This is a genomic window from Aeromonas sp. 6P (assembly GCF_051919525.1).
GTDB classification, from domain to species: Bacteria; Pseudomonadota; Gammaproteobacteria; order Enterobacterales; family Aeromonadaceae; genus Aeromonas; species Aeromonas veronii.
This window is the reverse complement of the sequence record NZ_JBQBEO010000002.1, coordinates 3,933,107-3,959,139: the sequence shown is the minus strand read 5'-3', so window position 1 is coordinate 3,959,139 and position 26,033 is coordinate 3,933,107. Positions and strand designations below refer to the sequence as shown.

Genomic DNA, 26,033 nt, shown 5'->3' with positions numbered 1-26,033 from the left:
TGTGGTCTGGCTAACGGCTTGCAAAGAACCTTAGCCCAGTTTGCGGGCGCGGTAGCTGCGACCCTTGATCTTGCCTTCCTGCAACCGCTTGAGGGCGGCGCTCGCCACGCTGCGCTTCACGGCGACGTAGGAGTACTGCTCGGAGATCTGGATCTTGCCGACGTCGGCGCCGGCAATGCCGCCTTCGCCCGTCAGGGCACCCAGAATGTCACCGGCCCGCACCTTGGTCTTGCGACCTGCATCGATGGAGAGGGTCACCATCTGCGGGGCGATCGGCTTGATGTCGCGGCCGATGCTGTCGAGATCACCCAGCGGCATCGGAGCCTGCTGGTACTCTTCGATAAAGTTGACGCGCTGGGCCTCGTTCGGCTGATAGAGACTCAGAGCCAGACCCTGCTGGCCGGCACGACCGGTACGACCGATGCGGTGCACGTGCACTTCCGGATCATAGGTCAGCTCGTAGTTGATGACGGCGCCCAGCTCCTTGATGTCGAGGCCGCGGGCCGCCACATCGGTGGCCACCAGAATGGTGGCACTGCCGTTGGCAAAGCGCACCAGCACCTGATCCCGCTCGCGCTGTTCCAGATCGCCATTCAGCGCCAGCGCCGAGAAGCCCTTGGCGGCCAGATGGTCGGCTACGTCGTTACAGGCGCGCTTGGTGTTGCAGAACACCACGCAGGAGCTGGGCTGGTAGTAGCTCAGCAGCCAGGTGAGGGCGTCGAGGCGCTGACCGGCAGGCACTTCGTAGAGCTTCTGTTCGATGGCGCTCCCCTCGTGCAGGGACTCCACGCTCACCTCGACCGGATTGCGCTGCACGCCGCGGCTCATCTGGGCGATCCCTTCCGGATAGGTCGCGGAGAAGAGCAGGGTCTGGCGCTGCTGGGGGGCATAGCTGATGACCCGGTTGATATCTTCGCCAAAGCCCATGTCCAGCATGCGATCCGCTTCATCCAGCACCAGCGTCTTGAGGCCGGATAGCTCCAGCGTGCCTTGCTCCAGATGCTTGAGAATACGACCCGGGGTGCCGACGGCAATGTGGGCACCAAAGCTCAGGGTGGCGGACTGCGGTGCGGTCGGGGTGCCGCCGCACAGGGTCACCAGCTTGACGTTGGGCAGGGCGCGCGCCAGACGACGGATCTCCTGAGCCACCTGGTCCGCCAGTTCGCGGGTCGGGCAGAGCACCAGCGCCTGCACTTCGAGGCGGTTGACGTTGAGCTTGGCCAGCAGGCCGAGGCCGAAGGCGGCGGTCTTGCCGCTGCCGGTTTTTGCCTTGGCGATCAGGTCTTTGCCATCGAGCACCAGGGGCAGGCTCTGGGCCTGGATCGGGGTCATCTGCAGGTAACCCAGGCTGGTGAGGTTCTCTTGCAGGGCGGGGGAGAGATTGAGGCTGCTAAATTCGCTGTTGTTCACAAAAGGACTCTATTTCGGAGAAAACGGGGATGCGCTAGCGCTAAGGCCGCGCATCATACCAGAATGTGGCACCGGATGTGGCGGATTTTTGAACGGCTGGTCACGAGGGGCCATGAAAGGTTCATTTGTTGCCAAACCGATCGCGGACGATCACCGACAATGCGATAAGGACTATTTTTCAAACACTCATCTAATTATTTATCATGGATAAACGTTTTCTATTTTCAGTATTTTAATATAATGACTGGAAAATATTCTGCGAGCAGTTACTGCGCCACAAGGAATGTTGCGAAAATGCTGATTAAATATTTTCAAAGAACATGAAAACGGCGCCGCCATTACTCAACATGATGTTTTTAAAGGATTTATGTTACCCGCGTTGCGCGATTAATATCAGTTCATTGCACAATTAATTTAAAAACGTTTGTATTATCCTGCCTCCATAATATTGCGCGGGATTGTGATGGCTATCTGATTTTTAAATGTGCAAATGTCTATGATGGCGCCGGTCAAAAATTACAATTTACTCAGGTGCTACAGGTATGGAATACGTTCACTTTGTGCTCGGACTGGTGATGGTCCTCGCTCTCTCTCTGCTGGCTAACCGCCACAACTGGAAACAGATCAAGCTGCGTTATATCGGCCAGCTGCTGGTGGTCGAACTGGCGCTGGCCTGGTTCATGCTGAACTCCGAAGTGGGTCTGGCGGTGGTGGGTGGCTTCGCGGCCGGCTTCACCAAGTTGATGGAGTTTGCCAAACAGGGTACCGACTTCGTGTTCGGTGGTCTGGTCAACGAAGGGGCCTTCTCCTTCTTCCTGATGGTGCTGATGCCCATCGTCTTCATCTCCGTGCTGATCGGTATTCTGCAGTACATCCGCCTGCTGCCGCTGGTGATCCGCGGTATCGGTACCGTGCTGGCCAAGATCAACGGCATGGGCAAGCTGGAGTCTTTCAACGCCATCAGCTCGATGATCGTCGGCCAATCCGAGAACTTCATCGCCCTCAAGAACATCCTGCCGCACCTGAACGAGAAGCAGATGTACACCCTGGCTGCGACTGCCATGTCTACTGTATCCATGTCCATCGTCGGTGCCTACATGCAGCTGATCGAGCCGCGCTACGTGGTTGCCGCGCTGGTGCTCAACATGTTCAGTACCTTCGTGGTGCTCTCTCTGATCAACCCCTACGAGCCGGATAACTCCGTGACCGACATCAAGGCTATTGCCGAAGGTGACGAGCACCACACCCCGAAGAAAGAGAACTTCTTCGAGATGCTGGGTGAGTACATCATGGCCGGTTTCACCGTTGCCGTTATCGTGGGTGCCATGCTGGTGGGCTTCATCGCTCTGATCGCCCTCATCAACTACCTGTTCGAGATGGCATTTGGCGTGAACTTCCAGTTCGTCATGGGTTACCTCTTCTACCCGATCGCCTGGATCCTGGGGATCCCGAGTGGTGAAGCGCTGCAAGCCGGCTCCATCATGGCGACCAAGCTGGTGACCAACGAGTTCGTGGCGATGATGGATCTGGGCAAGGTGGCTGCCGAGCTCTCTCCGCGCACCGTCGGCATCCTCTCCATCTTCATGGTCTCTTTCGCCAACTTCAGCTCCATCGGCATCATCGCCGGTGCGGTAAAAGCGCTGAACGAAGAGAAGGGCAACATGGTTTCCCGCTTCGGCCTGAAGCTGGTCTACGGTTCTACCCTGGTCAGCCTGCTCTCTGCCGTTATCGCAGGCATCATGATCTGATCCTCTGGCGGCACCCGCCACGGTTTGAGCCCCTGACCTCGTCAGGGGCTCTTTTGTTTCTGGCTCACAGCCGCCAGCCGCACCACCAGCCGGCGACCAGCAAGGTGAGGGTGCAAAAGCCGGTTTCGATGGCACCGCCGCTGCGCAGCGGCCAGCCCGGCAGGCGGTAACGGCGCTTGATGGGCCAGAAGAGCGGAATGCCCGCCGGGGTGAGCCAGTCCCCCAGCAGATGGCTGAGGTAGCCGACGATCAGCGCATCCTTGACCCCCATGGGCAGGGTGTCCGGCGGCAGGCTCTGGTTCAGCCCCCAGACGGCAGCAGCGACCGCCAGCAGACTGTGGGTGAAGCCGCGATGGCCGAACAGCCGCGACAGAGGTTTCGAGATCCACGGCAGGCGCTGCCCCAGCACCGATTTGGGGTGGTCGAGGTCGGGCAACAGGGCGCTGGCCAGCGCGGCAGGGATTGTCTGCCACAGGCTGGCATCGGCCAGTGCCGGAGTGAGCTGCAGTTTATGGGCGATCAGGGTGCAGGTAACGGAGAAGAGCAGGTGCCCTTGGGCGGTCATGATGATTACGGCGTGGACAAGATGGCGGCGCATCTTACCAGCCTGACGGTTGTGGTCAGTTCTTATTTTAAAAATCAGGATGTTACGGCGAAAAAGCGCCCAAATTGGGCGCCTTTATAGCCTATTTACAACTTGCCTTTGACCAGCCACTTGTCGAGAGCGTTGGCGAAGCGCTGTTTGTCGGCGGCATTGAAGGGGGCCGGGCCGCCGGTCTGCACGCCAGCCGAGCGCAGCTCTTCCATAAAGTTGCGCATGCCGAGCCGTGCCTTGATGGTCTCGCGGGTGTAGATCTCGCCGCGGGGATTGAGCGCCTCGCCACCGGCATCGATCACCCAGGAGGCGAGGGGGATGTCGCCGGTGATCACCAGATCGCCGGGCTGAACCTGCTGGGCGATGACATGATCTGCCACATCGAATCCCTTCCCCACCTGCTGGGTTTTGATGAAGGGCGAGGGGGGCACCCGCAATCCCTGATTAGCCACCAGGGTGGTGACGACTTGGGCGCGGTGGGCGGCGCGGTAGAGGATCTCCTTGACCGGAATGGGGCAGGCATCGGCATCAACCCAGATGGGCATGGCATGGTTTCCTGTAGTGAAAGCGGATGGAAAACGAGAGCGGGCATGTTAACACAGGCCTCCCTTCCCGGCGCGGGGCTGAGTCGGCCCCGCCTTTGGTGTAAGCTGGGGCCAGCACATGAAACGAGAAGGAGACGAGATGGATCGGGTGCCCGGTGAAGTGATTTATGCCCTGACTCTGGATGGCAAGGGTGGCATGGCGCCGCTGACGGCGGGAAGCGAAGTCCCGGCGGCACATCCCGGCTGGCTGCATCTGGATTACGGCAATCCCGATTCGGCGCGCTGGCTGTTGCAGACCCCCTTGCTCAGCGAGGCGGCCAGGGAGTCGCTGCTCGGCCAGAGCAATCGTCCCAAGCTGGTGCGGATGGGGGAGACGGTGCTGCTGATCCTGCGCGGCATCAACCACAACAAGGATCACAGGCCCGAAGAGATGGTGGCGCTGCGCATCTTCATCACCCCGGATCTCATCATCAGCAGCCGTCGTCGTCCGCTGCTCTCCGAGCAGGATGTGTTCAACCAGCTCAAGCTGGGGGGCGGCGCCGATACCCCGGCCGACTGGCTGGTGGAGATCTGCGATGCCCTGACCGACCGGGCGGGGGAGTTTGTCGAGGAGCTGCACGACAAGATCCTCGATTTGGAGGAGATGGTGCTGATGCGCGACATGCCAGCCAATGGCCGGCTGGCGCTGATCCGCAAGCAGCTCATCATGATCCGTCGTTACCTCTCCCCCCAGCGGGATCTGGTGGCGCGCCTTGCCAACGAGAAGATCAGCTGGCTGGATGAGGATGATCGCCGCCGTCTGCTCGATATCGCCGACCGGCTGCGGCGCTGGCTCGATGACCTCGATGCCGGAGTGGCGCGCACCGCCGTGCTGGCAGATGAGATCAACAATCTGATGGCAGAGGCGACCAACCGCCGCGCCTACCAGATGTCGGTGATGGCGCTGCTCTTTTTACCTGCCAGCTTCCTGACCGGTCTGTTTGGCATCAACCTCGGCGGTATCCCCGGGGCCGAGAATCCGACTGCCTTCTGGGTCTTCTGCGGATCCTTGGTGGCGCTGGCAAGCGGGCTGGCTATCTGGCTCAAGCATCGGCGCTGGTGGTAAGGAGGCATAACCCATGTGGCAATCAATTGGCCTGACCCTGCTGCTGTTGCTGGGTCATACCCTGATCCGGCGGCTTATTCACAAGAGCCTGCTGGCGCTCGGTCAGAGCAGGCAGGTGAGCGAGAACCGGGTGCTCTACGTGGCCCATGTGTTCCACTTCCTGCTCGGCTGCGCCACCTTGCTGGTGCTGGCCGGGGTGTGGGGGCTCGACTTCTCCCGACTGGTGGTGCTCGCGTCCTCCTTCTTTGCGGTATTGGGGGTCGCCATGGTCGCCCAGTGGTCGATCCTCTCCAACATCACCGCCAGCATCACCATCTTCTTCGCCTTCCCCTACAAGATTGGCGACCGGATCCGCATCCTCGACAAGGATGATTCGGTCACCGGCGTCATCACCGAGATCGGCCTCTTCTACGTGCGGGTGCGTGATGACAGCGGCGATCTGGTCACCTATCCGGCCAACCTGATCCTGCAAAAGCCGGTCAGAAAGCTGGAGGGCAAGGTGGCGGAACCGCTGCAACCGGAGTAGAAAGCAACCGGAATAACAAAAGGCTCCCTCGGGAGCCTTTTTACTGTGCGGTGGGTGGCGCTAGCGTTCGAAGAAGCGGTAGAGGTGCTCCACCTGAACCGGGCAGTCGGCCACCTGATGCAGATGTTCGCGGGCCTGCTCAACGGTGCCGAAACTGACCGGGCAGCCGAGGGTGTCGGTCAGCTCGTAGAGGGCGCCATCCTTGCCTCTGAATTCGATGAGCCAGCCGGGAATAGCCACATCGTGGAGTATTTCGGCCTCTTGCAGGATCTGTTGCTGATAGAGCTTACGAAGTTCACTGACTGTCATGATGCTCTCCTGTGGGGAATATCCAGCTCCAGTCTATGCCTGCCCTTTATATGCAGCAACGGGATCATCCCCGCAGGACCTCCCATGCCCAGCGGATGCGGACAAAAGTCTCGGCATTGCCGCCCCGATCCGGATGGTGCAGCAGTGCCAGCTCCCGCCAGCGGCGGCGGAGCGCCTCCTGACTTACCCCTTCATTCAACTCGAACAATGCCAGCGCCTCGGCTTTGTGCCCCTCACCGTCGTAAGCGCGCCAGAAGCGGTTGAGCAGGGCCTCCACTTCGGCACGGTCGGTCTGCCAGAACACCTGCCAGTCGAGATAGTAGCTACGCAGATTTTCGCCAAGGGCAAAGCCGTGGTTGGCCTCCAGGTTCCCAGCCAGCGGTTCGAGCCGGATATCCAGGGTGCTGATCACCAGCCACCAACCCTCTTCATAAAGCTCGGCCTGCAGCTGGTAGAGGGCGTTCATGATCAGGAAGTTGACCCGAAACAGCTGCAGCTGCTCGTCGTCGGCCAGCCGGGGGATCGCTCCCTGCTGGCGCAGAGCCGCCATCAGTTCATGCACCTTGTAGCTGCCCGCCGCCTGTTGCAGCAGCACCAGCAGAGGGGCGACCAGCGGATTGTGGTTGGCTTCGTTCATTCGGCGCCCTGCTCTCTGGGCGGCTGCAGGGCGATCAGCAGCTCACCCGCCTGCGGGGTGACGGGGCCGGTGACGATCCGGGGCTTGCCCTTGCCATCGATTACGAACAGCGGGATGGCGCCGGGATTGGCGGCCTGATACTGGGCCCAGTCGAACGCCTCGCTCAGGCGGGTCGCTTTGATCTGGCCACCCCGGCTCAGCAGGCCGCTCAGCCGGGCATAGTTGATGTCGGGGCCGAACAGGTTCTGGCGAGCGCGAAAGGTGGCGCTCTCCCGGTTGGCCTTGCCGTGTTGCTCGCTGGATCGCAGGGAGTAGACCTGCTCCTCGCCGTAGAGGTGGGCGAAGTGCAGCACCCCGAGGGCGTTGTTGTGGCGGTTGGGGGAGAGTGCCAGCACGGTACTGATGCTGGTAAGCGGCAGGTGCAGCTCGGCATGTTCCGACTGGGGGTTGCCGAAATAGCAGGGGAGGTTGCTCATCCGCGCCTGTTTGCAGAACTCCCAGGCGGGATCGCAGAGCTGTACCGGCACCCCCTGATCCGCCAGCGCCCGGCCTATGGCCCGCGCCACCGAGTTGGCCCCTATGATCAGCCAGGTGTTGGGGGCGCTCTGGCGCATCTTGAGCAGGCTGGCCAGCGGTGCCGAGGTGAGGCTCTGCAACACCACGGTGGAGATGATCACCGCAAATACCAGCGGCACCAGCTTGTCGGCATCGGGGATCTCGGCCTGATGCAGGCTGATGGCAAACGAGGCACTGACTGCCGCCGCGACTATGCCGCGAGGGGCGATCCAGCTTAGCAGGGCGCGAGCTCGCCAGGAGAGATCCGAGCCCCAGGTCGAGACCAGAATACAGAGCGGGCGCGCCACAAACTGCACCACGCAGAGCAGCGCCAGCACCATGGGGCCGAGCTGCCAGAGCTGGGCCAGGTCGAGGCGAGCGGCCAGCAAAATAAACAGGCTGGAGATAAGAATAACCGCGAGATCTTCTTTGAAGGCCAGCACCTCCTCCAGATCCAGCCCATCCTGATTGGCGAGCCAGATGCCAAATACGGTCACTGCCAGCAATCCCGATTCATGGCTCAGCCAGTTGGAGAAGCTGAAGGTGACCAGCACCAGCGCCAGCACGCCGAATTTGTGCAAGCTGACCGGTAGCCAATCCTTGCGAATAAGCAAGGTGGTGATCCAACCTGCCGCTACCCCGATCAGAGAACCGACCAGTACCGTCTTGCCCAGTGCCAGCAGGGTATGGCTGATGAGATCCCCCTGACTGCCGAGGCGTACCGCCTCGAACACCAGCACCGCAAACAGGGCGCCGATAGGGTCGATGACGATCCCCTCCCAGCGCAGGATCCGGTCTACCTCCCGGGTGGGGCGGATCACGTTGAGCATGGGGGCAATCACCGTCGGACCCGTCACCACCAGTACCGCGCCGAGCATGGTGGCGACCCGCCAGTCCAGCCCCAGCAGGAAGTAACCGGCGCTGCCGATGACCGCGAAACTGACCAGCATGCCGGTGGAGCAGAGGTTGCGCACTACCTTGCCGATCCCCTTGAGCTCTGTCAGATGCAGGGTCAACGCCCCTTCGAACAGGATGATGGCCACCGACAGGGAGACCAGCGGAAAAAGCAGCTCTCCGAGCAGGGCATCGGGGTTGAGCAAGCCGCTGACCGGACCCAGAGTCAGGCCGGTAAGAAGTAGAAACAGGATGGCGGGTACCCGCAGCGACCAGGCGAGCCATTGGGCCGCACGGAGACCAGGGCGATCCCGGCCAGAGAGAGGGCAATCATGCAGACCTCGATTCAGGCAGTGAGTATGGAGCTAGTGTAGTGGCTAAGTTGGTCAGATTGACACCTGAAGGAGCGTGCATTATGGCCGGGATGGGGAGATGTGCGACAGTCGGCGTCATGGTGGCTGGCTGTGGTGTGCAGGGCGCCAGCCAGACGCCAACCGTGGTGATGGGGTGGCCTTGGGGCTGGATTAGATGGGGCTCTCCTTGTGGAGCTCGCCGACACAGTTGGCCAGCGCCAGTACCAGTGCGGAGCGCACCATCTGATCGAGCCGGTTGAGCTGCATCTGGTAGAAGGCCCAATCCTCTTCGCTGGCGGGGGGCTCCAGCTTCATCATGCCGCCCTGATTGACCCCGTGCAGGCTGTCGAGCAGATCGCGGATCGGCTTGTCGCTGAAGCGGTAATCCTTGGGGTCGCGCACCAGAAAGTCGCGGATCTTGATATAGGCTTCGATATCCTGATAGCGCTCGAGTGAGATGAGGCCGAGGGCGAAGATGAGCTTGAGGCGCACCTCCAGCTGGCCGAGGGGGCCGCTCTGGTTGAGCAGGGGTTCGATGGCGTATTTGACGGCATACTCCTCCTGACGGAACGCGCGTCGCATCAGGGAGTCGACCGCCTCTTCCAGGATGGTCACGGCTTCGAGAAAGAAGCCGCGGGGGCCATCCTGCTCGTTCAGTCGTTCCAGTACTTCATCTTCCTGGTGTGTGGTCATAGGTGCATTGGGTCCAGCTGACAGGGAGAGAGTGGGCCTCTCTCCCGGTTTTTATCATATGGGGCACATTCCCTTGCCATTCAAGCGCTTGGCGCGCTATCAGTGGTGGCTGAATGCGCCGCAAGCAGGGTCATTACAGGGTTTCGTAACGGGCGACGATGGCGCGAACCACTTCGCTCTCTTCATCCAGTCCGGTGACGCGGGCCAGCGCTTTGGCCGGGCCAAGCTCCGCCAGCAGGGCTTGCAACTCCACTGCCTGCGGGTCATCGGCATTGCGATAGTGGAGCGCCGCGGCGATCCCCTCCTGCAACTGCTCGTTGGGCAGGCCGTACTCCAGGGTGCCCAGCAGCGGCTTCACCAGTCGATCCCCCGCCGCCAGCTTGCGCAGTGGCTGACGACCGACCCGGTCAATCTCGTCCACCAGATAGGGGTTGGCGAAGCGGGCCAGGATCTTCTCGATATAGGCGGCGTGCAGGCGCGGGTCGAAGCCGTAGCGTTTTACCAGCACGGCACCGCTCTCCTCCATGGCGCGGCGCACCTTGCTGCGGATCACCGGATCTTCGATCGCCTCGCGCACTGTGCGGTAGCCCCGCAGTTTGCCGAGATAGGCGGTGACGATGTGGCCGGTGTTGAGGGTGAACAGCTTGCGCTCGACGAAGGCCATCAGGTTGTCGGTGGGCTCCATGCCCGCCACCTGTGGCAGCTCCCCCTTGAACTGGGTCTGGTCAACGATCCACTCGCTGAAGCTCTCTACCATTACTTCCAGCGGGTCATCGTTGGCAGCCGCGGCGGGCGGCACGATGCGATCCACCGCCGAGTCGACGAAGCCGATGCAGGATTCGAGCGTGGCATGATACGCGACCGGCAGGTACTTGAGTACCTCCCGCTTGAGGTGGCTGGTGCCGCGCACCATGTTTTCGCAGGCGATGACGTTGAGCGGAGTCAGGTTGCCGGCATCGAAGCGAGCTTGCAGCCCCTTGGCCAGGGTGCTGGCAATCTTGTCCAGAATGTTGGGGCCGACCGCGGTGGTGACCAGGTCGGCGGTGATGATACGGGCGATCACCTCGTGACCGGCGGAGCTCACCGCCGCCACGTTGCGCACCACGTCCAGCTTCTGATCCGCACCCACCACATGGACCTTGTACTCTTGACGGTGGTTGAGCTGGTCGATCAGGGTGTCGTTGACGTCGGCGAAGGTGACCTGATGGCTGGCATCCGCCAGCACTTTGCCGATAAAGCCGCGACCGATGTTACCAGCACCAAAATGCAATGTTTTCATGATATTAACCTCTTGAACCAAAGACGATGAAAGATGATTAGGCAGCCTGTTCGGCACCCAGCAGATCCAGGAAGGCCTGGGGATCCGTGGTGCTGGCCAGCCGGTCGATGAGACCGGGTTCATCCAGTGCATTGGTCAGGCGGGTTATCACCTGCATGTGTTCGTCGTTGCGGGCGGCGATGCCGATCACCAGCCGCGCTACCTCATCGGCAGCCTCGCCAAAGGCGACCCCGGCCGGGTACTGGCAAATGACGATGCCGGTACGCTTCACAAACTCCTTGGCGGCGATGGTGCCATGGGGCACGGCGATGGATTCGCCGAGGTAGGTGGAGACCAGCTGTTCGCGCTCCAGCATGGCGTTGACGTAGTCAGGAGCCACGTAGCCGCGCTCGGCCAGCAGTCGGCCTGCGGTCAGGATGGCGGCCTCCTTGTTGTCCGCTTTCAGTCCCAGATGCACGTCATTACGGCTCAGGGTAAAGACTTCGGCCGCTTGCGGCTCGTAGCTGTCGTCGTTGGCCGCCACCAGCAGCTGCGGGTTGGCGATGTCATCGTTGGCGGCCTGGGTCAGGCTCTGTACCAGCTCCTGATAGAGGCCGTTGTCGAGGAAGTTGGTTAGGGAAATATGGTGGGCATGCGGCGCATGGCGACGGGCCCGCTCGGTCAGATCCTTGTGGGTGATGACCCAGTCCACCTGATCGTCGAGCTGATCGATGGCGCGGTTGGTGACGCTGATATCGAGCCCTGCGGCCTGCACCCGCTTGCGCAGCAGGCCGGCGCCCATGGCGCTGGAGCCCATGCCCGCATCGCAGGCGACCACGATATTGCGCACCGCCATCAGTTCGCCGCCCGGCTTCTTGGCCGCTGCGGTTTCAGGCTTGCCGCCCTTCATGGCTTTCATCTTGCGAGTGGCTTCACCGAGGGCATCTGCCTCGTCAGCTTCCGGTTGCTGGGCGCGAACGAATGCGGCGGCGACCAGGAAGGAGACCAGAGTAGCGCTGATGATGGAGAGGGCGACCCCGATCAGGGAGGCTTTCGGCGTCATCAACAACACGGCGAAGATGGAACCCGGTGAGGCAGGGGAGACCAGACCTGCATTGAACAGGGTCAGGGTAAAGACCCCGGTCATGCCGCCGGCGATCACCGCCAGAATGAGGCGCGGGTTCATCAGCACATACGGGAAGTAGATCTCGTGGATGCCGCCGAAGAAGTGAATGATGGAGGCACCTGCAGCGGACTGCTTGGCGGCGCCGCGGCCGAACACCATGTAGGCCAGCAGCACGCCCATGCCCGGGCCCGGGTTCGCTTCAATCAGGAAGAAGATAGAGCTGCCGTGCTCGGTCGCCTGCTGGATCCCCAGCGGCGAGAAGATGCCGTGGTTGATGGCGTTGTTGAGGAACAGGATCTTGGCCGGTTCAACGAAGATGGAGGTGAGCGGCAGCATGTGGTTTTCCACCAGGAAGCCGACGCCACCGGCCAGCAGGCCGGAGAGCACCTTGACGAAGGGGCCGATCACGAAGAAGGCGAGGATCGCCAGCAGCATGCCGATAAGCCCGGCAGAGAAGTTGTTGACCAGCATCTCGAAGCCGCTCTTGACGCGACCGTCCATCGCCTTGTCGAAGCGCTTGATGGCCCAGCCACCGAGCGGGCCGACCATCATGGCGCCCATGAACATGGGGATATCAGTTCCCACGATGACACCCATGGTGGTGATGGCACCGACCACGCCGCCGCGCTCACCGCCCATCAGTTTGCCGCCGGTGTAGCCAATCAGCAGCGGCAGCAGGTAGGTGATCATGGGGCCGACCAGCTTGGCCAAGGTGTCATTGGGCAGCCAGCCGGTGGGGATGAAGAGGGCGGTGATAAAGCCCCAGGCGATAAAGGCGCCTATGTTGGGCATGACCATATTGGACAGGAAGCGTCCAAAATTCTGTATCTTGACTTTGGTATCCGGTGATAACATGTCGGGACCCCGTTTTAAGCCTGTTTGATTAAAAGTGGTAGTCGGGATGGCCGGTTTTGCCGAACCTCCATCCCGGTCGTCTAAGCAACTTCAATCTACCAGCTTGATATCAAATTAGGCTGAAAACGGGGTGTCTTGTGATCCAGCTCTCAGATACCCAGCGGTACCCCCTCCATAACCAGTGATCCACATCACATACTCATGCTGTAATTCGGCTACATTTCGATCTTTTATGTTTTACGTGATTATTTTTTGTGATCTGTCTCACCAAAGTTGCTTTGTGGTCCTCTTGCTAAATAGTGATTGGTGTCACAAATCTGATTTTTGTATTCGAATGGGACAAGTAATTCAGTCACTCATCAGCGGGTAGTGACGATGGATTTATCGCAACACTCCATTGCTTACCAATGAATCAATAAATTTGTAACCCGCTTTCAGTTTTTACGGTCGGCGATGAGGGCTCTTTTGCGGCTGATTGATGGGAATGGGCGCCAACATGCAGGATGTTATTGCGCGGCTGACGTTCGGGGATCTTGCTTGCCGTGCAGGGCTGATAGCAGATAAAAACAAACCGCCAGCAGGCGGTTTGTCAGTTTTTGCGATCTGGCCCCTGTGGAGGCAGCGGCTCAGTAGAAGCCGGCATCCTCGGGAGAGGGGCGGGTCTTGAAGCGGCGATGGAGCCACATGTACTGCTCCGGCGCCTTGCGCACGGCGGCTTCGATCTCGCGGTTGGCGCGGGCGGCATCAACCATGTCATCTCCGCTCGGGTAGTCGGCGAGCGGCGCGCCGATATGCAGGGTGTAACCCTCGCTGGTGCGGATGTTGTAGCAGGGCAGGGTTACGGTGTTCTTCACCCGCGCCAGGGTGGCGGTGCCGGTGATGGTGGCGGCCTGCTCTACCGCGAAGTAGGGCACGAACACGCTGGCGTGGCTGCCGTAGTCATGATCCGGTGCATACCAGAGGGCATCGCCGTTGCGCAGCGCCTTGATCATCCCCTTCACATCCATCCGGTCCACCAGATATTTGTTGGAGGCGCAGCGACCGTGGTACTGGGCATACTCCAATACCGGGTTGGTGTTGGGGCGATAGACCCCCACGCCGGGGCGCACCAGCCCGAAACAGCGGGCGTTGAGTTCCAGCGTCAGGAAGTGGCAGGAGAGCAGCAGCATGCCCTGACCTTTTTCCATGGCGGCGATGACGTGCTCTTCCCCTTCCACCTTCATCAGGTTGCGCATCCGCCAGTCTGGCCAGAACCAGGCGATCCCCACCTCGAACACGGCGCAGCCCACGCTCTCGAAGTTGGCCTTAAGCAGTTTCTCCCGCTCATCCCGGGTCAGCTCGGGCATCGCCAGCTCCAGATTGCGACGGGCAATCTTGACCCGGGACTTCAAAATCCTGGCGGCGAGACGACCGAGCTGACGGCCCAGCCACATCTGGCTACGCCACGGCAGCAGGGTCAGCAGCCAGAGCAGGCCTAGGCCGAACCAGCTGGCCCAGTAACGGGGATGAAACAGGCGGGGCTCCAGGCGGGGAGCGTTGTCATGGGCCATGGCTAATCTCTTGTTCGCAAACACAATCGGGGGATTCTAGCCGAAAAGGGGGGGCGGGGGCGAATGGCTGTGTGCTGGTCAGAGGGGTAGCCTGCGTCCGGTTAGCGTGACAGCGGCGGCAACTGCGGTCGGCTTTTTCTACACCGGATAAAAGAGTGTGATAAAATCGCCCGCTGATTTTTCAGGTTTTGAGAGTCGATACAGATGAAGATCACCCTGCCCGATTTTGAAAAAGCCCGCGTTCTGGTCGTTGGCGATGTCATGTTGGACCGTTACTGGCATGGCCCCACCGGTCGGATCTCCCCGAGGCGCCGGTGCCCGTGGTCAAGGTTGAACACATTGAGGAGCGCCCGGGTGGCGCAGCCAACGTGGCCCTCAACTCCGCCGCCCTTGGCGCTCACGCCGTGCTGCTTGGCTTGACCGGTCAGGACGAGGCTGCCGATGCTTTGGCTGGCCAGATGGCTGGCGTCAAGGTGGCCTGTGACTTCGTTCGTCTGGCCGACTTCCCGACCATCACCAAGCTGCGGGTGCTGTCCCGCAACCAGCAACTGCTGCGTCTGGACTTTGAAGAGCCCTTCCACTCCGTCGATGCCACCCTGCTGATGACCAAGGTCGAGCAGGCGCTGCCGAATAGCGACGTGATGATCCTCTCCGACTACGGCAAGGGTGCTCTCAACGACGTGCCCGGCATGATCCAGCGCGCCCGTGCCGCCGGTATTCCGGTGTTGGTCGACCCCAAGGGGACCGACTTCGAGAAGTACCGCGGTGCCACCCTGCTGACCCCCAACATGTCCGAATTCGAGGCCGTGGTAGGCAAGGTGAAGAGTGAAGAGGAGCTGGTCGCCAAGGGACTGGATCTGGTCAAGCGCTTCGAGCTGGATGCCCTGCTGGTCACCCGTTCCGAGAACGGCATGACCCTGATCCGCGAAGGTCAGCCGGAGTTGCATCTACCGGCTCAGGCCCACGAGGTTTACGATGTGACCGGTGCCGGTGATACCGTGATCTCCACCCTGGCCACTTCGCTGGCGGCAGGCAAGAGCCTGGGCGAAGCCTGTGCGCTGGCCAATACCGCTGCCGGTATCGTGGTCGGCAAGCTGGGTACCTCTACCGTGAGTCCGGTCGAGCTGGCCAATGCTCTCTATACCGAGCAGGAGACCGGCTTTGGCGTTATGTCCGAAGCTCAGCTGAAAGTGGCGGTTCGTGCCGCCCGTCTGCGCGGCGAGAAAGTGGTGATGACCAACGGCTGTTTCGACATCCTGCACGCCGGCCATGTCTCCTATCTGGCCAACGCGGGCAAGCTGGGGGATCGCCTGATCGTGGCGGTCAATACCGACGAGTCGGTTCGCCGTCTGAAAGGGCCGGGTCGTCCGGTCAACCCGACCGAGCGCCGCATGGCGGTGCTGGCTGCGCTGGGCGCGGTGGATTGGGTAGTGCCCTTCTCCGAGGATACCCCGCAGCGTCTGATCGCCGAGATCCTGCCGGATCTGCTGGTCAAGGGCGGCGACTACAAGCCGGAAGATATCGCCGGTTACGCCGAGGTGACCGCCAATGGCGGCGAGGTGCGCGTTCTCAACTTCGAGGATGGCTGCTCCACCACCGATATCATCAAGACGATCCGCGAGCGCGGCTAACGTTCTGCTGGCCCCGCAATCTGGCGGGGCTCACTATCCGCGGTAGCAAGCCGGCAGAAATATGGATAACAAAAAGGCGACCTTGCGGTCGCCTTTTTCATGTCCGATAGCGGCTATCAGCCTTTGGCTTTTGCCGTGGCAGGCATCAGACCCTGGTTTACTTCCACCAGATCCTGCGCTTCCAGAATACCGGCAGCCTGTTTCAGGCTCAGGATATTGAGAATGTAGTTGTAACGGGCTTCGGAGAGCTTCTGCTTGGCCTCGTACAGCTTGCGAGTGGAGTCCAGCACGTCGACGATGGTACGGGTACCCACTTCGTAACCGGCTTCGGTCGCCTTCAGGGCGCTGTCGGCGGAGACCACAGACTGGCTGTAGGCGCGCACCGAGCCGATGCTGGCGTTCACGTTGTTGTAGGAGGAGCGCACTGTGCTCTGCACCGAGCGGAAGTTCTTCTCAAGCAGTTCGCTGGCCGCTACGTAGTTGTATTGAGCCTGCTTCACCTTGGAGCTGGTGGCGCCACCGCTGTAGATGGGCAGCTTGAAGGTCAGACCGATATTGGCCTGATTGTCATTGCCGCCCGGCATGCTATCCAGCTTGTAATCGGTATTGCTGGTTTGCAGTCCGGCATCCAGATCCAGCGTCGGCTCATGGCCGGTCTTGGCCAGATCGATCTGCTCCTTGGCAATGTCCTTGCTGATGCGGGCACTGTGCAGTTGCAGGTTCTTGTCCAGCGCCAGCTCCAGCCACTTGTCGGAGCCGAAGGCGGTCTTCTGTGGGCTGAAACGATCTGTGTTCAGCACGTCCAGATTGCGATGATCGATACCGGTCAGCTCGCGCAGGGTCTCGTAGCTGTTGTCCAGCGAGTTTTCGGCATTGATCTCGTCAGCCAGCGCCTGGTCGCGGGAGGCTTCGGCTTCATGGACGTCGGTGATGGCGGTCAGGCCCACTTCGAAACGCTGCTGGGTTTGCTCCAGCTGACGCTCTACCGCAACCTTGTTGGCACGAACGAACTCCAGGGTATCCATCGCCTTGAGCACATCAAAGTAGGCTTTGGCGGTGCGCACCATCAGGTTCTGGATTTCGAGGTTGTAGGCAACATCTGACTGGGTAGCCTGCTTCTCGCTGATATCCAGATTGACCCAGTTACTGCGACGATAGAGGGATTGCGACAGCGTCACTTCACCCTTGGCTTTGGTATTGCTCTGGGTATCGTTCTTGTTTTGCAGATAATTGAGCCCGGCACCCAGATCGATCTGGGGCAGCAGAGGAGCACGGGATTCGTTGATCTTCTCGAAGGCCTGGTCGCGAACGGCTTTGGACTGCAGCAACTGCGGGTCTTTGATCTGGGCTTGCTGGTAGATGTCGAGCAGGTTTTCGGCATGGGCACCGGCACTGACGCCCAGCAACACCATGACTGACAAAAGTGTTCTTTTCATAGATCGTTTTAACCTTATGTAGTAACCCAAACTGGTTGCTGGAGAGGCAAATATTGTCACCGACCAAGCTTGATTGCAGCTTAATCACTCTACTATAAGCAAAATTTAATGCTAAGAGTCTCAGGTCCGGTGACGGGAACGTCAAGAACCGGACGCAGTTTTCTCCCCGCGCGCCTAGCCAAATGGTCTGTGGCTGCTAAAATCCACCCCTCATTACCATGGCACGCCGAGTGAATGAACGTTCATTCATGTTCCTCGGATTTTATGGTCAAACTGATACAAGTCAAGCTGACGGGAGCCCCGGATGTCGCAGCAACCCTTGCCGCAAGATCGGCATTACGCCGCCGATGATGTGAAAATCATTGAAAAATCAGATGGATATAACGGCTTCTTCAAGGTGAATGTCTATCGTCTGCAGCATCGGTTATTTGCGGGCGGCTGGAACCAGCCCATCGTGCGCGAGCTGTTCGAGCGGGGCCATGCTGCCGCGCTGCTGCCCTATGATCCGGTACGCGACCAGATAGTGCTGGTGGAGCAGTTTCGTATCGGCGCCATGGAGACCTGTTCCACCCCCTGGCTGCTGGAGCTGGTGGCCGGCATCATCGACGAAGGGGAAACCGCCGAGGCGGTGGTGCGCCGCGAAGCGGTAGAAGAGGCCGGGATCGAGGTGGCCCGCTGCGAGCATGCCATCAGCTATCTGGTGAGCCCAGGCGGCAGCACCGAGCGGATCGAGGTCTTTGTGGGCGAGGTGGATGCCAGCAAGGCCGAGGGGCTGCACGGTCTGTCTGATGAAGGCGAGGATATCCGGGTGCACGTGGTGAGCCGCGAACAGGCCTACGCCTGGCTCAAAGAGGGACGCATCGACAATGCGGCCTCGGTCATCGCCCTGCAGTGGCTTGCCCTCAACCATGGCGAGCTGCGTGCCCGCTGGCTGGCAGATCGCTGAGGTGGCGCTGACCCTGCAACAGAGCAGGCGCTATGTGCCTGATCTGATGTCCTTGCAGCGTACCTGCGAGGTCAATTACATGGCGTTGATGAAACTGCTGCCGCCTGATGGGGAAGTCGGCGCCGAGCGCCGCTATCGGGTCGGCAACGATCTGCAGTTCCAGCTCACCATCATTGGCGAGAGTCGCTTCACCAATCAGGTGATCCTGAGCCAGCACAACCCCGAATTGCCCGAATATTTACAAGCTCAGATAGAGATTCGTTTGTATCATGATGTGCGGATGGCGGAAGTGTGTGCAGCGCAACAGATTTCCCGTTTGCAACCACGTTATGATTATCCCAATAAAAAGATGCACCAGCGGGATGAAAAGGAGCAGGTAAATCTGTTTCTGGCCGAATGGCTAAAATTTTGTCTCAGACATGGTACCAGCCCGATCAATATCTCCAGTTGAACAAATAAAAAGAAGCGTGATTTTGGAAACAGAGCTCCCCCAGGCGCAGGACGGCAGTGTGCGCCTGTTGCAAATTACCGACACCCACCTCTTCGCGAGTGCCGAAGGGCGGCTGTTGGCTGTGCGCACCGCAGAGAGTCTGGCCGCCGTGCTGGAACAGGTGCAGGTCAATGAACACCCCTACGAGGTGATTCTGGCGACCGGCGATCTGTCGCAGGATCACAGCCCGGAATCCTATCAGCGTTTCGCCTCCATGATGGCGCCTCTGGGTCGCCCCATCTACTGGCTGCCGGGCAATCACGATGACAGCCCGCTGATGACCGAATACCTCCATGCCGCCGGGATCAGCGAATCCAAGCAGCTGGTAGGCGATCACTGGCAGGTGATCCTGCTCGACACCCAGGTGCGCGGCAAACCTCACGGCATGATTGGCGATCACCAGCTGGCCGCCCTCGACCGTGCTCTGCGCCAATATCCTGATCGCCACGCCCTTATCACCCTGCACCATCAGGCGGTGCCGGTGGGCTGTGCCTGGCTGGATCAGCATAATCTCAAGAATGCCGATGATCTGTTTGCCGTGCTGGCTCGTCATCCGCAGCAGAAGACCATCCTGTTTGGCCACGTCCATCAGGAGTTTGACGAGGTGCACCGCGGGGTGCGGCTGATTGCCAGCCCCTCCACCTGCATTCAGTTCAAACCGCTATCCGACGGCTTCGCGCTGGATGAATCCGGCCCGGGCTGGCGCTATCTCACCCTCTATCCGGATGGGCGGGTGGCCAGCGAAGTGTGGCGCCTGCCGGTGGGGCAGTTTGTGCCCGACCCCAACGCCACCGGTTATTGAGGAGAGCATTCCATGAAGTCCGTTCTCCTTTATCTGCACGGTTTCAACTCCTCACCGGGCTCCGCCAAGGCGCAGCAGATGGCTGCCTGGGTGGCCGTCAACCGGCCCGACATCGAGGTGATCATTCCGGCCCAGCCCAATACGCCAGCGGCGGCCTGGGCGGCTATCGAACAGACCATTGCCAATTTGCAGAGCTGCTATGGTAGTGACTACAAGCTCGGCGCCGTGGGCAGCTCCCTCGGCGGCTTTATGGCGACCCGGGTGAGCGAGCAGTACGGCTGCCGTGCGGCGCTGATCAATCCGGCGGTGCGCCCGCACGAGCTGCTCTGTGACTACCTTGGCCCCCAGACCAATCCCTATACCGGGGAGCAGTACGAACTGCTGCCTGAACATATGGACGAGCTGCGGGCACTGGCGGTTCTGGTGACGGCGCCGGAGCGACTCTGGATCCTGCAACAGCAGGGGGATGAGGTGCTCGACTATCGCAAGGCGCTGGATGAATACCGCTTTGCCCGCCTCTCGCTGGAGTGCGGCGGCAACCACGCCTTTGTGGCGTTCGAGCGCTACCCCGCACAGATTATCCGTTTCCTCGGGCTTTAATCATGCAACCGCCGTTGGCCGCCTTTCTGGAACAGGTACTGGCCACGGCGCAAGCGGGCCTCACCTACTCCAAAGACCCCTTCGATATCGGCCGTTTCGAGGCGCTGCGAGCGGCCACAGTGGCCCTTATCGCCAACCAGAGCGAGCTGGCGCCGGAAGCCATCAGTGACTGGATTGCCCTCGACAGCGGTTACCCCACCCCCAAGCTCGACGTGCGGGCCTTCATTCAGAACGATGCGGGCCATATCCTGCTGGTACAGGAGCGCAGCGACGACTGCTGGACTCTGCCCGGCGGCTGGTGCGATATCTGCGACTCGCCGGCGGATGCCGTGGTGCGTGAAGTAGTGGAGGAGACCGGACTTGAGTGCCGCGCGGTGCAGCTGCTGGCCCTGTTCGACAAGTTAAAGCACCCCCATCCGCCCCAGCTGCCTCACGCGCACAAGGCTTTCTTTCTGTGCGAGGTGACCAGCGGCCAGCTGCTGGGCGAAACCGATGAAACCAAAGGGGCGGGGTACTTCCCCATTGACGACTTGCCCCCGCTCTCCTGCCATCGGGTGGTGGCCTCCCAGTTGCGCACCCTCCATGAGCACTTGCTGCAGGGGCGGCGCGATACCCTGTTTGATTGACATCTGAGGAAGTGAACCCGTTCGAGCTGGGGGCGGTGCCGACGCGCGATGGCGTGCACCATCCTGCGGGGCAGTGTTAATCTTTAGCGGCCTGTTTACTTTGCCTCGCCCGGGGCAGGGGATGGCCTGACTCTTCTGAACTTCACTGCCAACAGGGAGCACGTTTGTGACAACTCCTTCTGCGCTGCCGGATCTGGTACTGGGCGCCTCTCTCTACTTTCCGCCGCTGTTCAAGGCGGTGCTGCTCGGCCTGCTCTGCTGGCTGCCGGTGCACCATCTGCTGCGTGACTGGCTCTATGGTGGGGATGTCTGGCACCCTTTGTTGATGGATCTCTCCCTCTTTATCCTCGCCGTCAGCGGCGCTCTATGGATGCTGTTACATGGCTAAATCACCTCTCGCGACCCTCAAATACTTCTCCACCCTGCTGGTCTGCGCGCTGGCGCTGGCGGCGGGCTGGTGGCTGTGGAACTACTACATGCAGGGGCCCTGGACCCGGGATGGCAAGGTGCGCGCCGAGCTGGTCAGCATTACCCCCGAGGTGTCGGGCAAGATCATCAAGATAGCGGTGAAGGACAACCAGTTGGTGAAGGTGGGTGAGGAGATCTTTACGCTCGACCCCGAGCCCTACCGGATCGTCCTCGATAATGCCCGGGCGGCGCTGGCCAAGGCGAAATCGGATCTCGACAAGGCGGAACATGAGGCGAACCGCCGCAGCGGCCTGTCGCGCAGCGTCATCTCCGCCGAGACGATGGACGAAGCCCGCCTCAATGCCCAGGCGATGCAGGCGGCCTATCAGGTGGCACAGGCCAATCTGGAGAAGGCGGAGTGGTCGCTGGCCAAGACCCGGGTGCATGCCGCGAGCGATGGCTACATCACCAACCTGCAGACCCGGGTCGGCAACTATGCCAGCGCCGGCGTGCCGCTGGTGGCGCTGGTGGATACTCACTCCTTCTATGTGCAGGGTTACTTTGAAGAGACCAAGCTTGGCCACATAGCGCCGGGCAAACCGGCCGAAGTGGTGCTCTACAGCGGTGAGCAGCGGTTGCGCGGCGAGGTGGAGAGCATAGGGCGCGCCATCCACGATCAGAGCGTCGATGGCGGCAACGGCCTGCTGATCGACGTCAAACCCAACGTGCCCTGGGTGCGGCTGGCCCAGCGGGTGCCGGTACGGATCAAGCTGCTGGATGTGCCGGCGGACGTGACGCTGATCGCTGGCACCACCTGCACCATCACCATTGGCGAGTAGGGTGAGCGAGTCATTCTGGCTGCGTACTCCCTGGGGGAGGGCGACAGGGGGGCAGTGGCGTTATGCCCTGCGCAACGCGCTGGCCATGTGCCTGTCGCTCTGGCTGGCCTTCGTGCTGCAGCTCGACTCCCCCTACTGGGCGATGAGCTCGGCCGCCGTGGTGAGTTTTCCCACCGTGGGCGGAGTGATCAGCAAGAGTCTGGGACGGGTGGTTGGCAGCCTGATGGGGGCGATGGCGGCGGTGGTGATCACCGGTCTTGGTATCAGTGATCCCTGGCTGTTCAGCTTTCTCATCGCCCTCTGGCTGGGTTTGTGTACCTACATCTCCAACCACTATCAGAACAACGTCTCCTACGCCTTTGCCCTCGGCGGTTACACCGCCGCCATCATCGCCTTCTCCTGCGTCAATGTGGCGGATCCCCACCATATCTTCGATATTGCCCAGGCGCGGGTGAGCGAGGTGATCATCGGTATCCTCTGCGGCGGTCTGATGATGATGATCCTGCCCAGCACCTCGGATAGCGAAACCCTGCTGGAATCCTTGCGCAAGAGCCAAGCTCGCCTGCTGGAGCATGCCCAGCTGCTCTGGCTGGGGGAGATGACGCCCGAGGTTCGCAGTTCCCACGAAGGGCTGATCGGCCAGATCCTCACCATGAACGTGCTGCGCATACAGGCGGTCTGGAGCCATCATCGGTTGCGGCGCCAGAACCGGCTGCTCAACTTCCTGCTCCATCGCCAGCTGCGGCTTATCAGCCTTATCTCCAGCCAGCGCCGCATGCTGCACAACTGGCCGGAACAACCGGAAGGCATTCAGGCGCTGCTTGCCACCCTGCTGGCCGAGCTTGGCAAGCCGGAGTGCGACAAGTATCGGGTTGCGAGGTTGCTGGCTCCCCTGATGCCGACCGGCGAGCATGATTACCGGTTACGCACCTTTTTGCTGCGGCTGCGCCACTTCTGCTGGAGCTATCTGGAGTGCCAACGCTGGCTGGAGCGGCTTGCCCGTTACGACGATCAGGAGTGGCCGGCGCCACCGCACCACTCTTCGCTCACCAGCCACACCGACACGCTGGAGGCTGCCTATAACGGCGGGCGTACCTTCCTCTGCGTGCTGCTCGGCTGCACCTTCTGGATCAACAGTCAGTGGGATGCGGGCAGCTCGGCGCTCACCATGCTCTCCATCTGCTGCGTGCTCTACTCGGCGACCCCGGCCCCGGCCCAGGGGGCCAACACCATGCTCAGGGCGATCCTGCTGCTCAGCCTCATCTGCTTTGCGGTCAAGTTTGGCCTGATGATCCGCATCGACGACTTCTGGATCTTCTGTCTCTTGCTCTTTCCGGCGCTGCTCACCATGCAGCTCTGCAAACAGCAGCAGGTGCGGCAGGCGGGCCTCTGGGGCCAGATGATCGTGCTGCTCGGCTCGTTTCTCGCCATCACCAATCCGCCCAGTTACGACTATCAGCAGTTCATCAACAGCAGCCTCGCCCAGATGCTGGGGGTGATGAGCGCCGCGCTGGCGTTTCAGCTGCTGCGACCCAGCTCGGATCGGCGCAAGAGCCGCCGGATTATCCGCTCCCTGCGCCGCCACTTCATGGATCAGCTGGAGCCAGCCCCGCGCCAGAGCGAGAGCCAGTTCGAGTCGCTGATCTACCACTGCATCAGCCAGCTCGGTCAGAGTCAGGATCAGACCGCCCGCCTCTGGGTGCTGCGCTGGGGCGTGGTGCTGCTCAACTGCAGCCATATCGTCTGGCAGCTGCGCCAGTGGCGCGGTGACGAGCACCCCCTCTATCTGGTGCGCGACAACTGTATCCGCAGCCTGAAGGGGATCCTCACCGAGCAGGGGGTGCAGCATACCTCCCTGGATCGCACGCTGACCGAGCTGCAGCGGATCAGTCAGGGGTTGGCCAACCATGGCGATGGCACGGCGCGAGAGCTGGCAGGCATGGTGTGGCGGCTGCAAAGCTCCCTCTCCCAACTGCAACAGGCGCTGCCGGGCCCCGCCGAAGGGAGCTGAAACAGCCTTGGGAGGGGCACAATCCCCTCCGGATCACCCTTTCCCGCAGCCAAGTTTGTCCAATACCCTCCCAACGAGTAAGATTCTCCCCAAACGTCAATTCGCAAGGCCCTCCATGTCTACTCAATACAATGCGGATGCCATTGAGGTCCTCAATGGCCTTGAGCCGGTGCGTCGCCGCCCCGGCATGTATACCGACACCACCCGGCCCAATCACCTCGGCCAGGAGGTCATCGACAATAGCGTCGATGAAGCGCTGGCAGGTCACGCCCGCAATCTGGAGGTGATCCTGCATGAAGACCAGTCCCTCGAAGTGATCGACGACGGCCGCGGCATGCCGGTCGATATCCACCCGGAAGAGGGGGTCAGCGGGGTGGAGCTGATCCTCTGCAAGCTGCACGCGGGCGGCAAATTCTCCAACAAGAACTACCAGTTCTCCGGCGGTCTGCACGGGGTGGGTATTTCGGTCGTAAACGCCCTCTCCGATCGGGTCGAGGTGACGGTGCGTCGCGACGGTCAGGTCTACGACATCGCCTTCGAGCGTGGCGAGAAGGTGCAGGAGCTGACCATCACCGGCACCTGCGGTCGTCGCAACACCGGCACCCGGGTGCGCTTCTGGCCGCAGGCGAGCTACTTCGATTCGCCCAAATTCTCGGTCACCAAGCTGGAGCACCTGCTCAAAGCCAAGGCTGTGCTCTGCCCCGGCCTCACCATCAAGTTCCTCGACAAGAACACCGGCATCAAGCTGGAGTGGTGCTACGAAGATGGCCTCAAGGATTATCTGGTCGACGCGGTTAAGCAGTTCACCTGCCTGCCGGAGCAGCCTTTTATCGGCTCGTTCAGCTCCGAACAATCGGCGGTAGACTGGGCGCTCTGCTGGTTGCCGGAAGGGGGCGAGTGCCTTGCCGAATCCTATGTGAACCTCATTCCCACCGCGCAGGGCGGTACTCACGTCAACGGCCTGCGTCAGGGCCTGCTCGACGCCATGCGCGAGTTCTGCGAGTTCCGCAACCTGTTGCCGCGCGGGGTCAAGCTGACCCCGGAAGATATCTGGGATCGCTGCGCCTATATCCTCTCCATCAAGATGCAGGATCCGCAGTTTGCCGGCCAAACCAAGGAGCGGCTCTCCTCCCGCCAGAGCTCGGCGTTCGTCTCCGGCGTGGTGAAGGATGCCTTCAGCCTCTATCTGAACAGCAATACCGAGCTGGCGGAGCAGATCGCCGAGATCTGCATCTCCAGCGCCCAGCGCCGGATGCGCGCCGCCAAGACGGTGGTGCGCAAGAAGATTACCCAAGGCCCGGCGCTGCCCGGCAAGCTGACTGACTGTAACTGCGCCGACCCCATGCAGGGGGAGCTGTTCCTGGTGGAGGGTGACTCTGCGGGTGGCAGCGCCAAGCAGGCGCGGGATCGCGAGTTTCAGGCGATCATGCCGCTGCGCGGCAAGATCCTGAACACCTGGGAGGTGGAGGCCGGTCAGGTGCTCGCCTCGCAGGAGGTGCACGACATCTCGGTCGCTATCGGGCTCGATCCCGACTCAGAGGATCTCAGCGGCCTGCGCTACGGCAAGGTGTGCATCCTCGCGGATGCGGACTCGGACGGTCTGCACATCGCCACCCTGCTCTGCGCCCTGTTCGTGAAGCACTTCCGCGCGCTGGTCAATCAGGGCCACGTCTATGTCGCCATGCCGCCCCTCTACCGGATCGATATCGGTAAAGAGGTCTACTACGCCCTCGACGAGGACGAGAAGAACGGCGTGCTGCAGCGGGTCGAGGCCGAGAAGAAGAAAGGCAAGGTGATGGTGACCCGATTCAAGGGTCTGGGTGAGATGAACCCGAAACAGCTGCGGGAAACCACCATGGATCCCAACACTCGCCGTCTGGTGCAGCTCACCATGGAGCCGGCAGGAGAGAGTGAAGGGGATGCGGCTGACGAGACCCTGCAGCTGATGGACATGCTGCTGGCCAAGAAGCGGGCGAGCGATCGCCGCGAATGGCTCGAAGAGAAGGGCAACCTCGCCATCATTTAAGCCGTCGGTCACCTGCCGACCCGCATTTCAGGCGTGCCCTCCAGGGGCGCGCCATAGCA

23 protein-coding genes and 1 pseudogene are annotated in these 26,033 nt (G+C 61.1%); 13 read left to right on the top strand and 11 right to left on the bottom strand.

What is annotated here, in order from left to right:
- Positions 1–30: 30 nt before the first annotated feature.
- Entirely contained in the window at positions 31–1,410 is a 1,380-nt protein-coding gene (gene dbpA / locus ACTG2J_RS18315) for an ATP-dependent RNA helicase DbpA (protein WP_040067082.1), read from the bottom strand.
- Between the two features lie 542 nt (positions 1,411–1,952).
- Between dbpA and ACTG2J_RS18310 the strand changes: the two genes are divergently transcribed.
- Complete coding sequence (locus ACTG2J_RS18310; protein WP_005363118.1) at positions 1,953–3,158, top strand: NupC/NupG family nucleoside CNT transporter; 1,206 nt, start codon at positions 1,953–1,955, stop codon at positions 3,156–3,158.
- Positions 3,159–3,222: 64 nt separating this feature from the next.
- On the opposite strand, the gene ACTG2J_RS18305 is transcribed toward ACTG2J_RS18310, so the two are convergent.
- Together ACTG2J_RS18305 and ACTG2J_RS18300 are read right to left on the bottom strand one after the other, a co-directional pair.
- Positions 3,223–3,723 (bottom strand): metal-dependent hydrolase, encoded by a 501-nt coding sequence (locus tag ACTG2J_RS18305; protein WP_041234360.1) that lies wholly within the window; start codon positions 3,721–3,723, stop codon positions 3,223–3,225.
- A gap of 125 nt (positions 3,724–3,848) precedes the next feature.
- Entirely contained in the window at positions 3,849–4,298 is a 450-nt protein-coding gene (locus ACTG2J_RS18300) for a YaiI/YqxD family protein (RefSeq protein WP_127006050.1), read from the bottom strand.
- Between the two features lie 139 nt (positions 4,299–4,437).
- Between ACTG2J_RS18300 and zntB the strand changes: the two genes are divergently transcribed.
- Entirely contained in the window at positions 4,438–5,403 is a 966-nt protein-coding gene (gene zntB, locus ACTG2J_RS18295; protein WP_005341467.1) for a zinc transporter ZntB, read from the top strand.
- A 13-nt stretch (positions 5,404–5,416) separates the two neighbouring features.
- A complete protein-coding gene (locus tag ACTG2J_RS18290) occupies positions 5,417–5,929 on the top strand; it encodes a mechanosensitive ion channel domain-containing protein (protein ID WP_439997761.1) in 513 nt (170 codons plus the stop codon).
- 60 nt (positions 5,930–5,989) lie between these two features.
- Here ACTG2J_RS18290 and ACTG2J_RS18285 read toward each other — a convergent pair whose 3' ends face one another.
- From ACTG2J_RS18285 to lpxL, 7 genes are all read right to left on the bottom strand, one after another.
- Positions 5,990–6,238 carry a hypothetical protein gene (locus ACTG2J_RS18285; protein WP_005363113.1) on the bottom strand — a complete coding sequence of 83 codons (249 nt, stop codon included), beginning with the start codon at positions 6,236–6,238 and terminating at the stop codon, positions 5,990–5,992.
- Between the two features lie 64 nt (positions 6,239–6,302).
- Positions 6,303–6,875 carry a DNA-J related domain-containing protein gene (locus tag ACTG2J_RS18280; protein ID WP_047436908.1) on the bottom strand — a complete coding sequence of 191 codons (573 nt, stop codon included), beginning with the start codon at positions 6,873–6,875 and terminating at the stop codon, positions 6,303–6,305.
- Complete coding sequence (locus ACTG2J_RS18275) at positions 6,872–8,548, bottom strand: cation:proton antiporter (RefSeq protein WP_439997927.1); 1,677 nt, start codon at positions 8,546–8,548, stop codon at positions 6,872–6,874. The genes ACTG2J_RS18280 and ACTG2J_RS18275 overlap by 4 nt, the downstream gene beginning before the upstream one ends.
- A gap of 300 nt (positions 8,549–8,848) precedes the next feature.
- On the bottom strand, positions 8,849–9,370 hold the full coding sequence (locus ACTG2J_RS18270; RefSeq protein ID WP_439997760.1) for an MltR family transcriptional regulator: 522 nt from the start codon (positions 9,368–9,370) through the stop codon (positions 8,849–8,851).
- A gap of 133 nt (positions 9,371–9,503) precedes the next feature.
- On the bottom strand, positions 9,504–10,649 hold the full coding sequence (locus ACTG2J_RS18265; protein WP_240533641.1) for a mannitol-1-phosphate 5-dehydrogenase: 1,146 nt from the start codon (positions 10,647–10,649) through the stop codon (positions 9,504–9,506).
- 37 nt (positions 10,650–10,686) lie between these two features.
- Positions 10,687–12,609, bottom strand: a complete 1,923-nt coding sequence (locus ACTG2J_RS18260; RefSeq protein WP_439997759.1) for a PTS mannitol transporter subunit IICBA — start codon at positions 12,607–12,609, stop codon at positions 10,687–10,689.
- A 626-nt stretch (positions 12,610–13,235) separates the two neighbouring features.
- Complete coding sequence (gene lpxL / locus ACTG2J_RS18255; protein WP_021231687.1) at positions 13,236–14,159, bottom strand: LpxL/LpxP family Kdo(2)-lipid IV(A) lauroyl/palmitoleoyl acyltransferase; 924 nt, start codon at positions 14,157–14,159, stop codon at positions 13,236–13,238.
- A gap of 204 nt (positions 14,160–14,363) precedes the next feature.
- Here lpxL and hldE point away from each other — a divergent pair.
- A pseudogene (hldE, locus tag ACTG2J_RS18250) lies at positions 14,364–15,790 on the top strand (bifunctional D-glycero-beta-D-manno-heptose-7-phosphate kinase/D-glycero-beta-D-manno-heptose 1-phosphate adenylyltransferase HldE).
- A 116-nt stretch (positions 15,791–15,906) separates the two neighbouring features.
- Here the strand turns inward: hldE and tolC are convergent.
- A complete protein-coding gene (tolC, locus tag ACTG2J_RS18245) occupies positions 15,907–17,226 on the bottom strand; it encodes an outer membrane channel protein TolC (protein ID WP_139443424.1) in 1,320 nt (439 codons plus the stop codon).
- A gap of 304 nt (positions 17,227–17,530) precedes the next feature.
- On the opposite strand from tolC, the gene nudF reads away from it, so the two are divergent.
- The 9 genes from nudF (at position 17,531) to parE (ending at position 25,974) form a co-directional block, all read left to right on the top strand.
- Positions 17,531–18,172, top strand: a complete 642-nt coding sequence (nudF, locus tag ACTG2J_RS18240) for an ADP-ribose diphosphatase (RefSeq protein WP_439989256.1) — start codon at positions 17,531–17,533, stop codon at positions 18,170–18,172.
- Positions 18,135–18,623 (top strand): DUF1249 domain-containing protein, encoded by a 489-nt coding sequence (locus ACTG2J_RS18235; RefSeq protein WP_234917221.1) that lies wholly within the window; start codon positions 18,135–18,137, stop codon positions 18,621–18,623. The genes nudF and ACTG2J_RS18235 overlap by 38 nt, the downstream gene beginning before the upstream one ends.
- A 22-nt stretch (positions 18,624–18,645) precedes the next feature.
- On the top strand, positions 18,646–19,464 hold the full coding sequence (gene cpdA / locus ACTG2J_RS18230; RefSeq protein ID WP_139461384.1) for a 3',5'-cyclic-AMP phosphodiesterase: 819 nt from the start codon (positions 18,646–18,648) through the stop codon (positions 19,462–19,464).
- A gap of 12 nt (positions 19,465–19,476) precedes the next feature.
- Entirely contained in the window at positions 19,477–20,064 is a 588-nt protein-coding gene (locus ACTG2J_RS18225) for a YqiA/YcfP family alpha/beta fold hydrolase (protein ID WP_439989257.1), read from the top strand.
- 2 nt (positions 20,065–20,066) lie between these two features.
- Complete coding sequence (locus tag ACTG2J_RS18220; RefSeq protein ID WP_439989258.1) at positions 20,067–20,690, top strand: NUDIX hydrolase; 624 nt, start codon at positions 20,067–20,069, stop codon at positions 20,688–20,690.
- A gap of 145 nt (positions 20,691–20,835) precedes the next feature.
- On the top strand, positions 20,836–21,078 hold the full coding sequence (locus tag ACTG2J_RS18215) for a DUF1656 domain-containing protein (RefSeq protein ID WP_033113020.1): 243 nt from the start codon (positions 20,836–20,838) through the stop codon (positions 21,076–21,078).
- Entirely contained in the window at positions 21,071–21,937 is an 867-nt protein-coding gene (locus tag ACTG2J_RS18210; RefSeq protein ID WP_113739873.1) for an efflux RND transporter periplasmic adaptor subunit, read from the top strand. The genes ACTG2J_RS18215 and ACTG2J_RS18210 overlap by 8 nt, the downstream gene beginning before the upstream one ends.
- Before the next feature lies 1 nt (position 21,938).
- A complete protein-coding gene (locus tag ACTG2J_RS18205) occupies positions 21,939–23,948 on the top strand; it encodes an FUSC family protein (RefSeq protein WP_113739872.1) in 2,010 nt (669 codons plus the stop codon).
- A 115-nt stretch (positions 23,949–24,063) separates the two neighbouring features.
- Positions 24,064–25,974, top strand: a complete 1,911-nt coding sequence (parE, locus tag ACTG2J_RS18200; protein WP_439997758.1) for a DNA topoisomerase IV subunit B — start codon at positions 24,064–24,066, stop codon at positions 25,972–25,974.
- Positions 25,975–26,033: the final 59 nt, after the last annotated feature.

What these genes read in the sequence shown, in the direction of transcription:
- ACTG2J_RS18310 (WP_005363118.1), top strand. Translation starts at nt 1,953, where the DNA reads ATGGAATACGTTCACTTTGTGCTCGGACTGGTGATGGTCCTCGCTCTC.
- ACTG2J_RS18305 (WP_041234360.1), bottom strand. Translation starts at nt 3,723, where the DNA reads ATGACCGCCCAAGGGCACCTGCTCTTCTCCGTTACCTGCACCCTGATC.
- ACTG2J_RS18300 (WP_127006050.1), bottom strand. Translation starts at nt 4,298, where the DNA reads ATGCCCATCTGGGTTGATGCCGATGCCTGCCCCATTCCGGTCAAGGAG.
- zntB (WP_005341467.1), top strand. Translation starts at nt 4,438, where the DNA reads ATGGATCGGGTGCCCGGTGAAGTGATTTATGCCCTGACTCTGGATGGC.
- ACTG2J_RS18290 (WP_439997761.1), top strand. Translation starts at nt 5,417, where the DNA reads ATGTGGCAATCAATTGGCCTGACCCTGCTGCTGTTGCTGGGTCATACC.
- ACTG2J_RS18285 (WP_005363113.1), bottom strand. Translation starts at nt 6,238, where the DNA reads ATGACAGTCAGTGAACTTCGTAAGCTCTATCAGCAACAGATCCTGCAA.
- ACTG2J_RS18280 (WP_047436908.1), bottom strand. Translation starts at nt 6,875, where the DNA reads ATGAACGAAGCCAACCACAATCCGCTGGTCGCCCCTCTGCTGGTGCTG.
- ACTG2J_RS18270 (WP_439997760.1), bottom strand. Translation starts at nt 9,370, where the DNA reads ATGACCACACACCAGGAAGATGAAGTACTGGAACGACTGAACGAGCAG.
- ACTG2J_RS18265 (WP_240533641.1), bottom strand. Translation starts at nt 10,649, where the DNA reads ATGAAAACATTGCATTTTGGTGCTGGTAACATCGGTCGCGGCTTTATC.
- ACTG2J_RS18260 (WP_439997759.1), bottom strand. Translation starts at nt 12,609, where the DNA reads ATGTTATCACCGGATACCAAAGTCAAGATACAGAATTTTGGACGCTTC.
- lpxL (WP_021231687.1), bottom strand. Translation starts at nt 14,159, where the DNA reads ATGGCCCATGACAACGCTCCCCGCCTGGAGCCCCGCCTGTTTCATCCC.
- tolC (WP_139443424.1), bottom strand. Translation starts at nt 17,226, where the DNA reads ATGAAAAGAACACTTTTGTCAGTCATGGTGTTGCTGGGCGTCAGTGCC.
- nudF (WP_439989256.1), top strand. Translation starts at nt 17,531, where the DNA reads ATGTCGCAGCAACCCTTGCCGCAAGATCGGCATTACGCCGCCGATGAT.
- ACTG2J_RS18235 (WP_234917221.1), top strand. Translation starts at nt 18,135, where the DNA reads ATGGCGAGCTGCGTGCCCGCTGGCTGGCAGATCGCTGAGGTGGCGCTG.
- ACTG2J_RS18225 (WP_439989257.1), top strand. Translation starts at nt 19,477, where the DNA reads ATGAAGTCCGTTCTCCTTTATCTGCACGGTTTCAACTCCTCACCGGGC.
- ACTG2J_RS18220 (WP_439989258.1), top strand. Translation starts at nt 20,067, where the DNA reads ATGCAACCGCCGTTGGCCGCCTTTCTGGAACAGGTACTGGCCACGGCG.
- ACTG2J_RS18210 (WP_113739873.1), top strand. Translation starts at nt 21,071, where the DNA reads ATGGCTAAATCACCTCTCGCGACCCTCAAATACTTCTCCACCCTGCTG.
- parE (WP_439997758.1), top strand. Translation starts at nt 24,064, where the DNA reads ATGTCTACTCAATACAATGCGGATGCCATTGAGGTCCTCAATGGCCTT.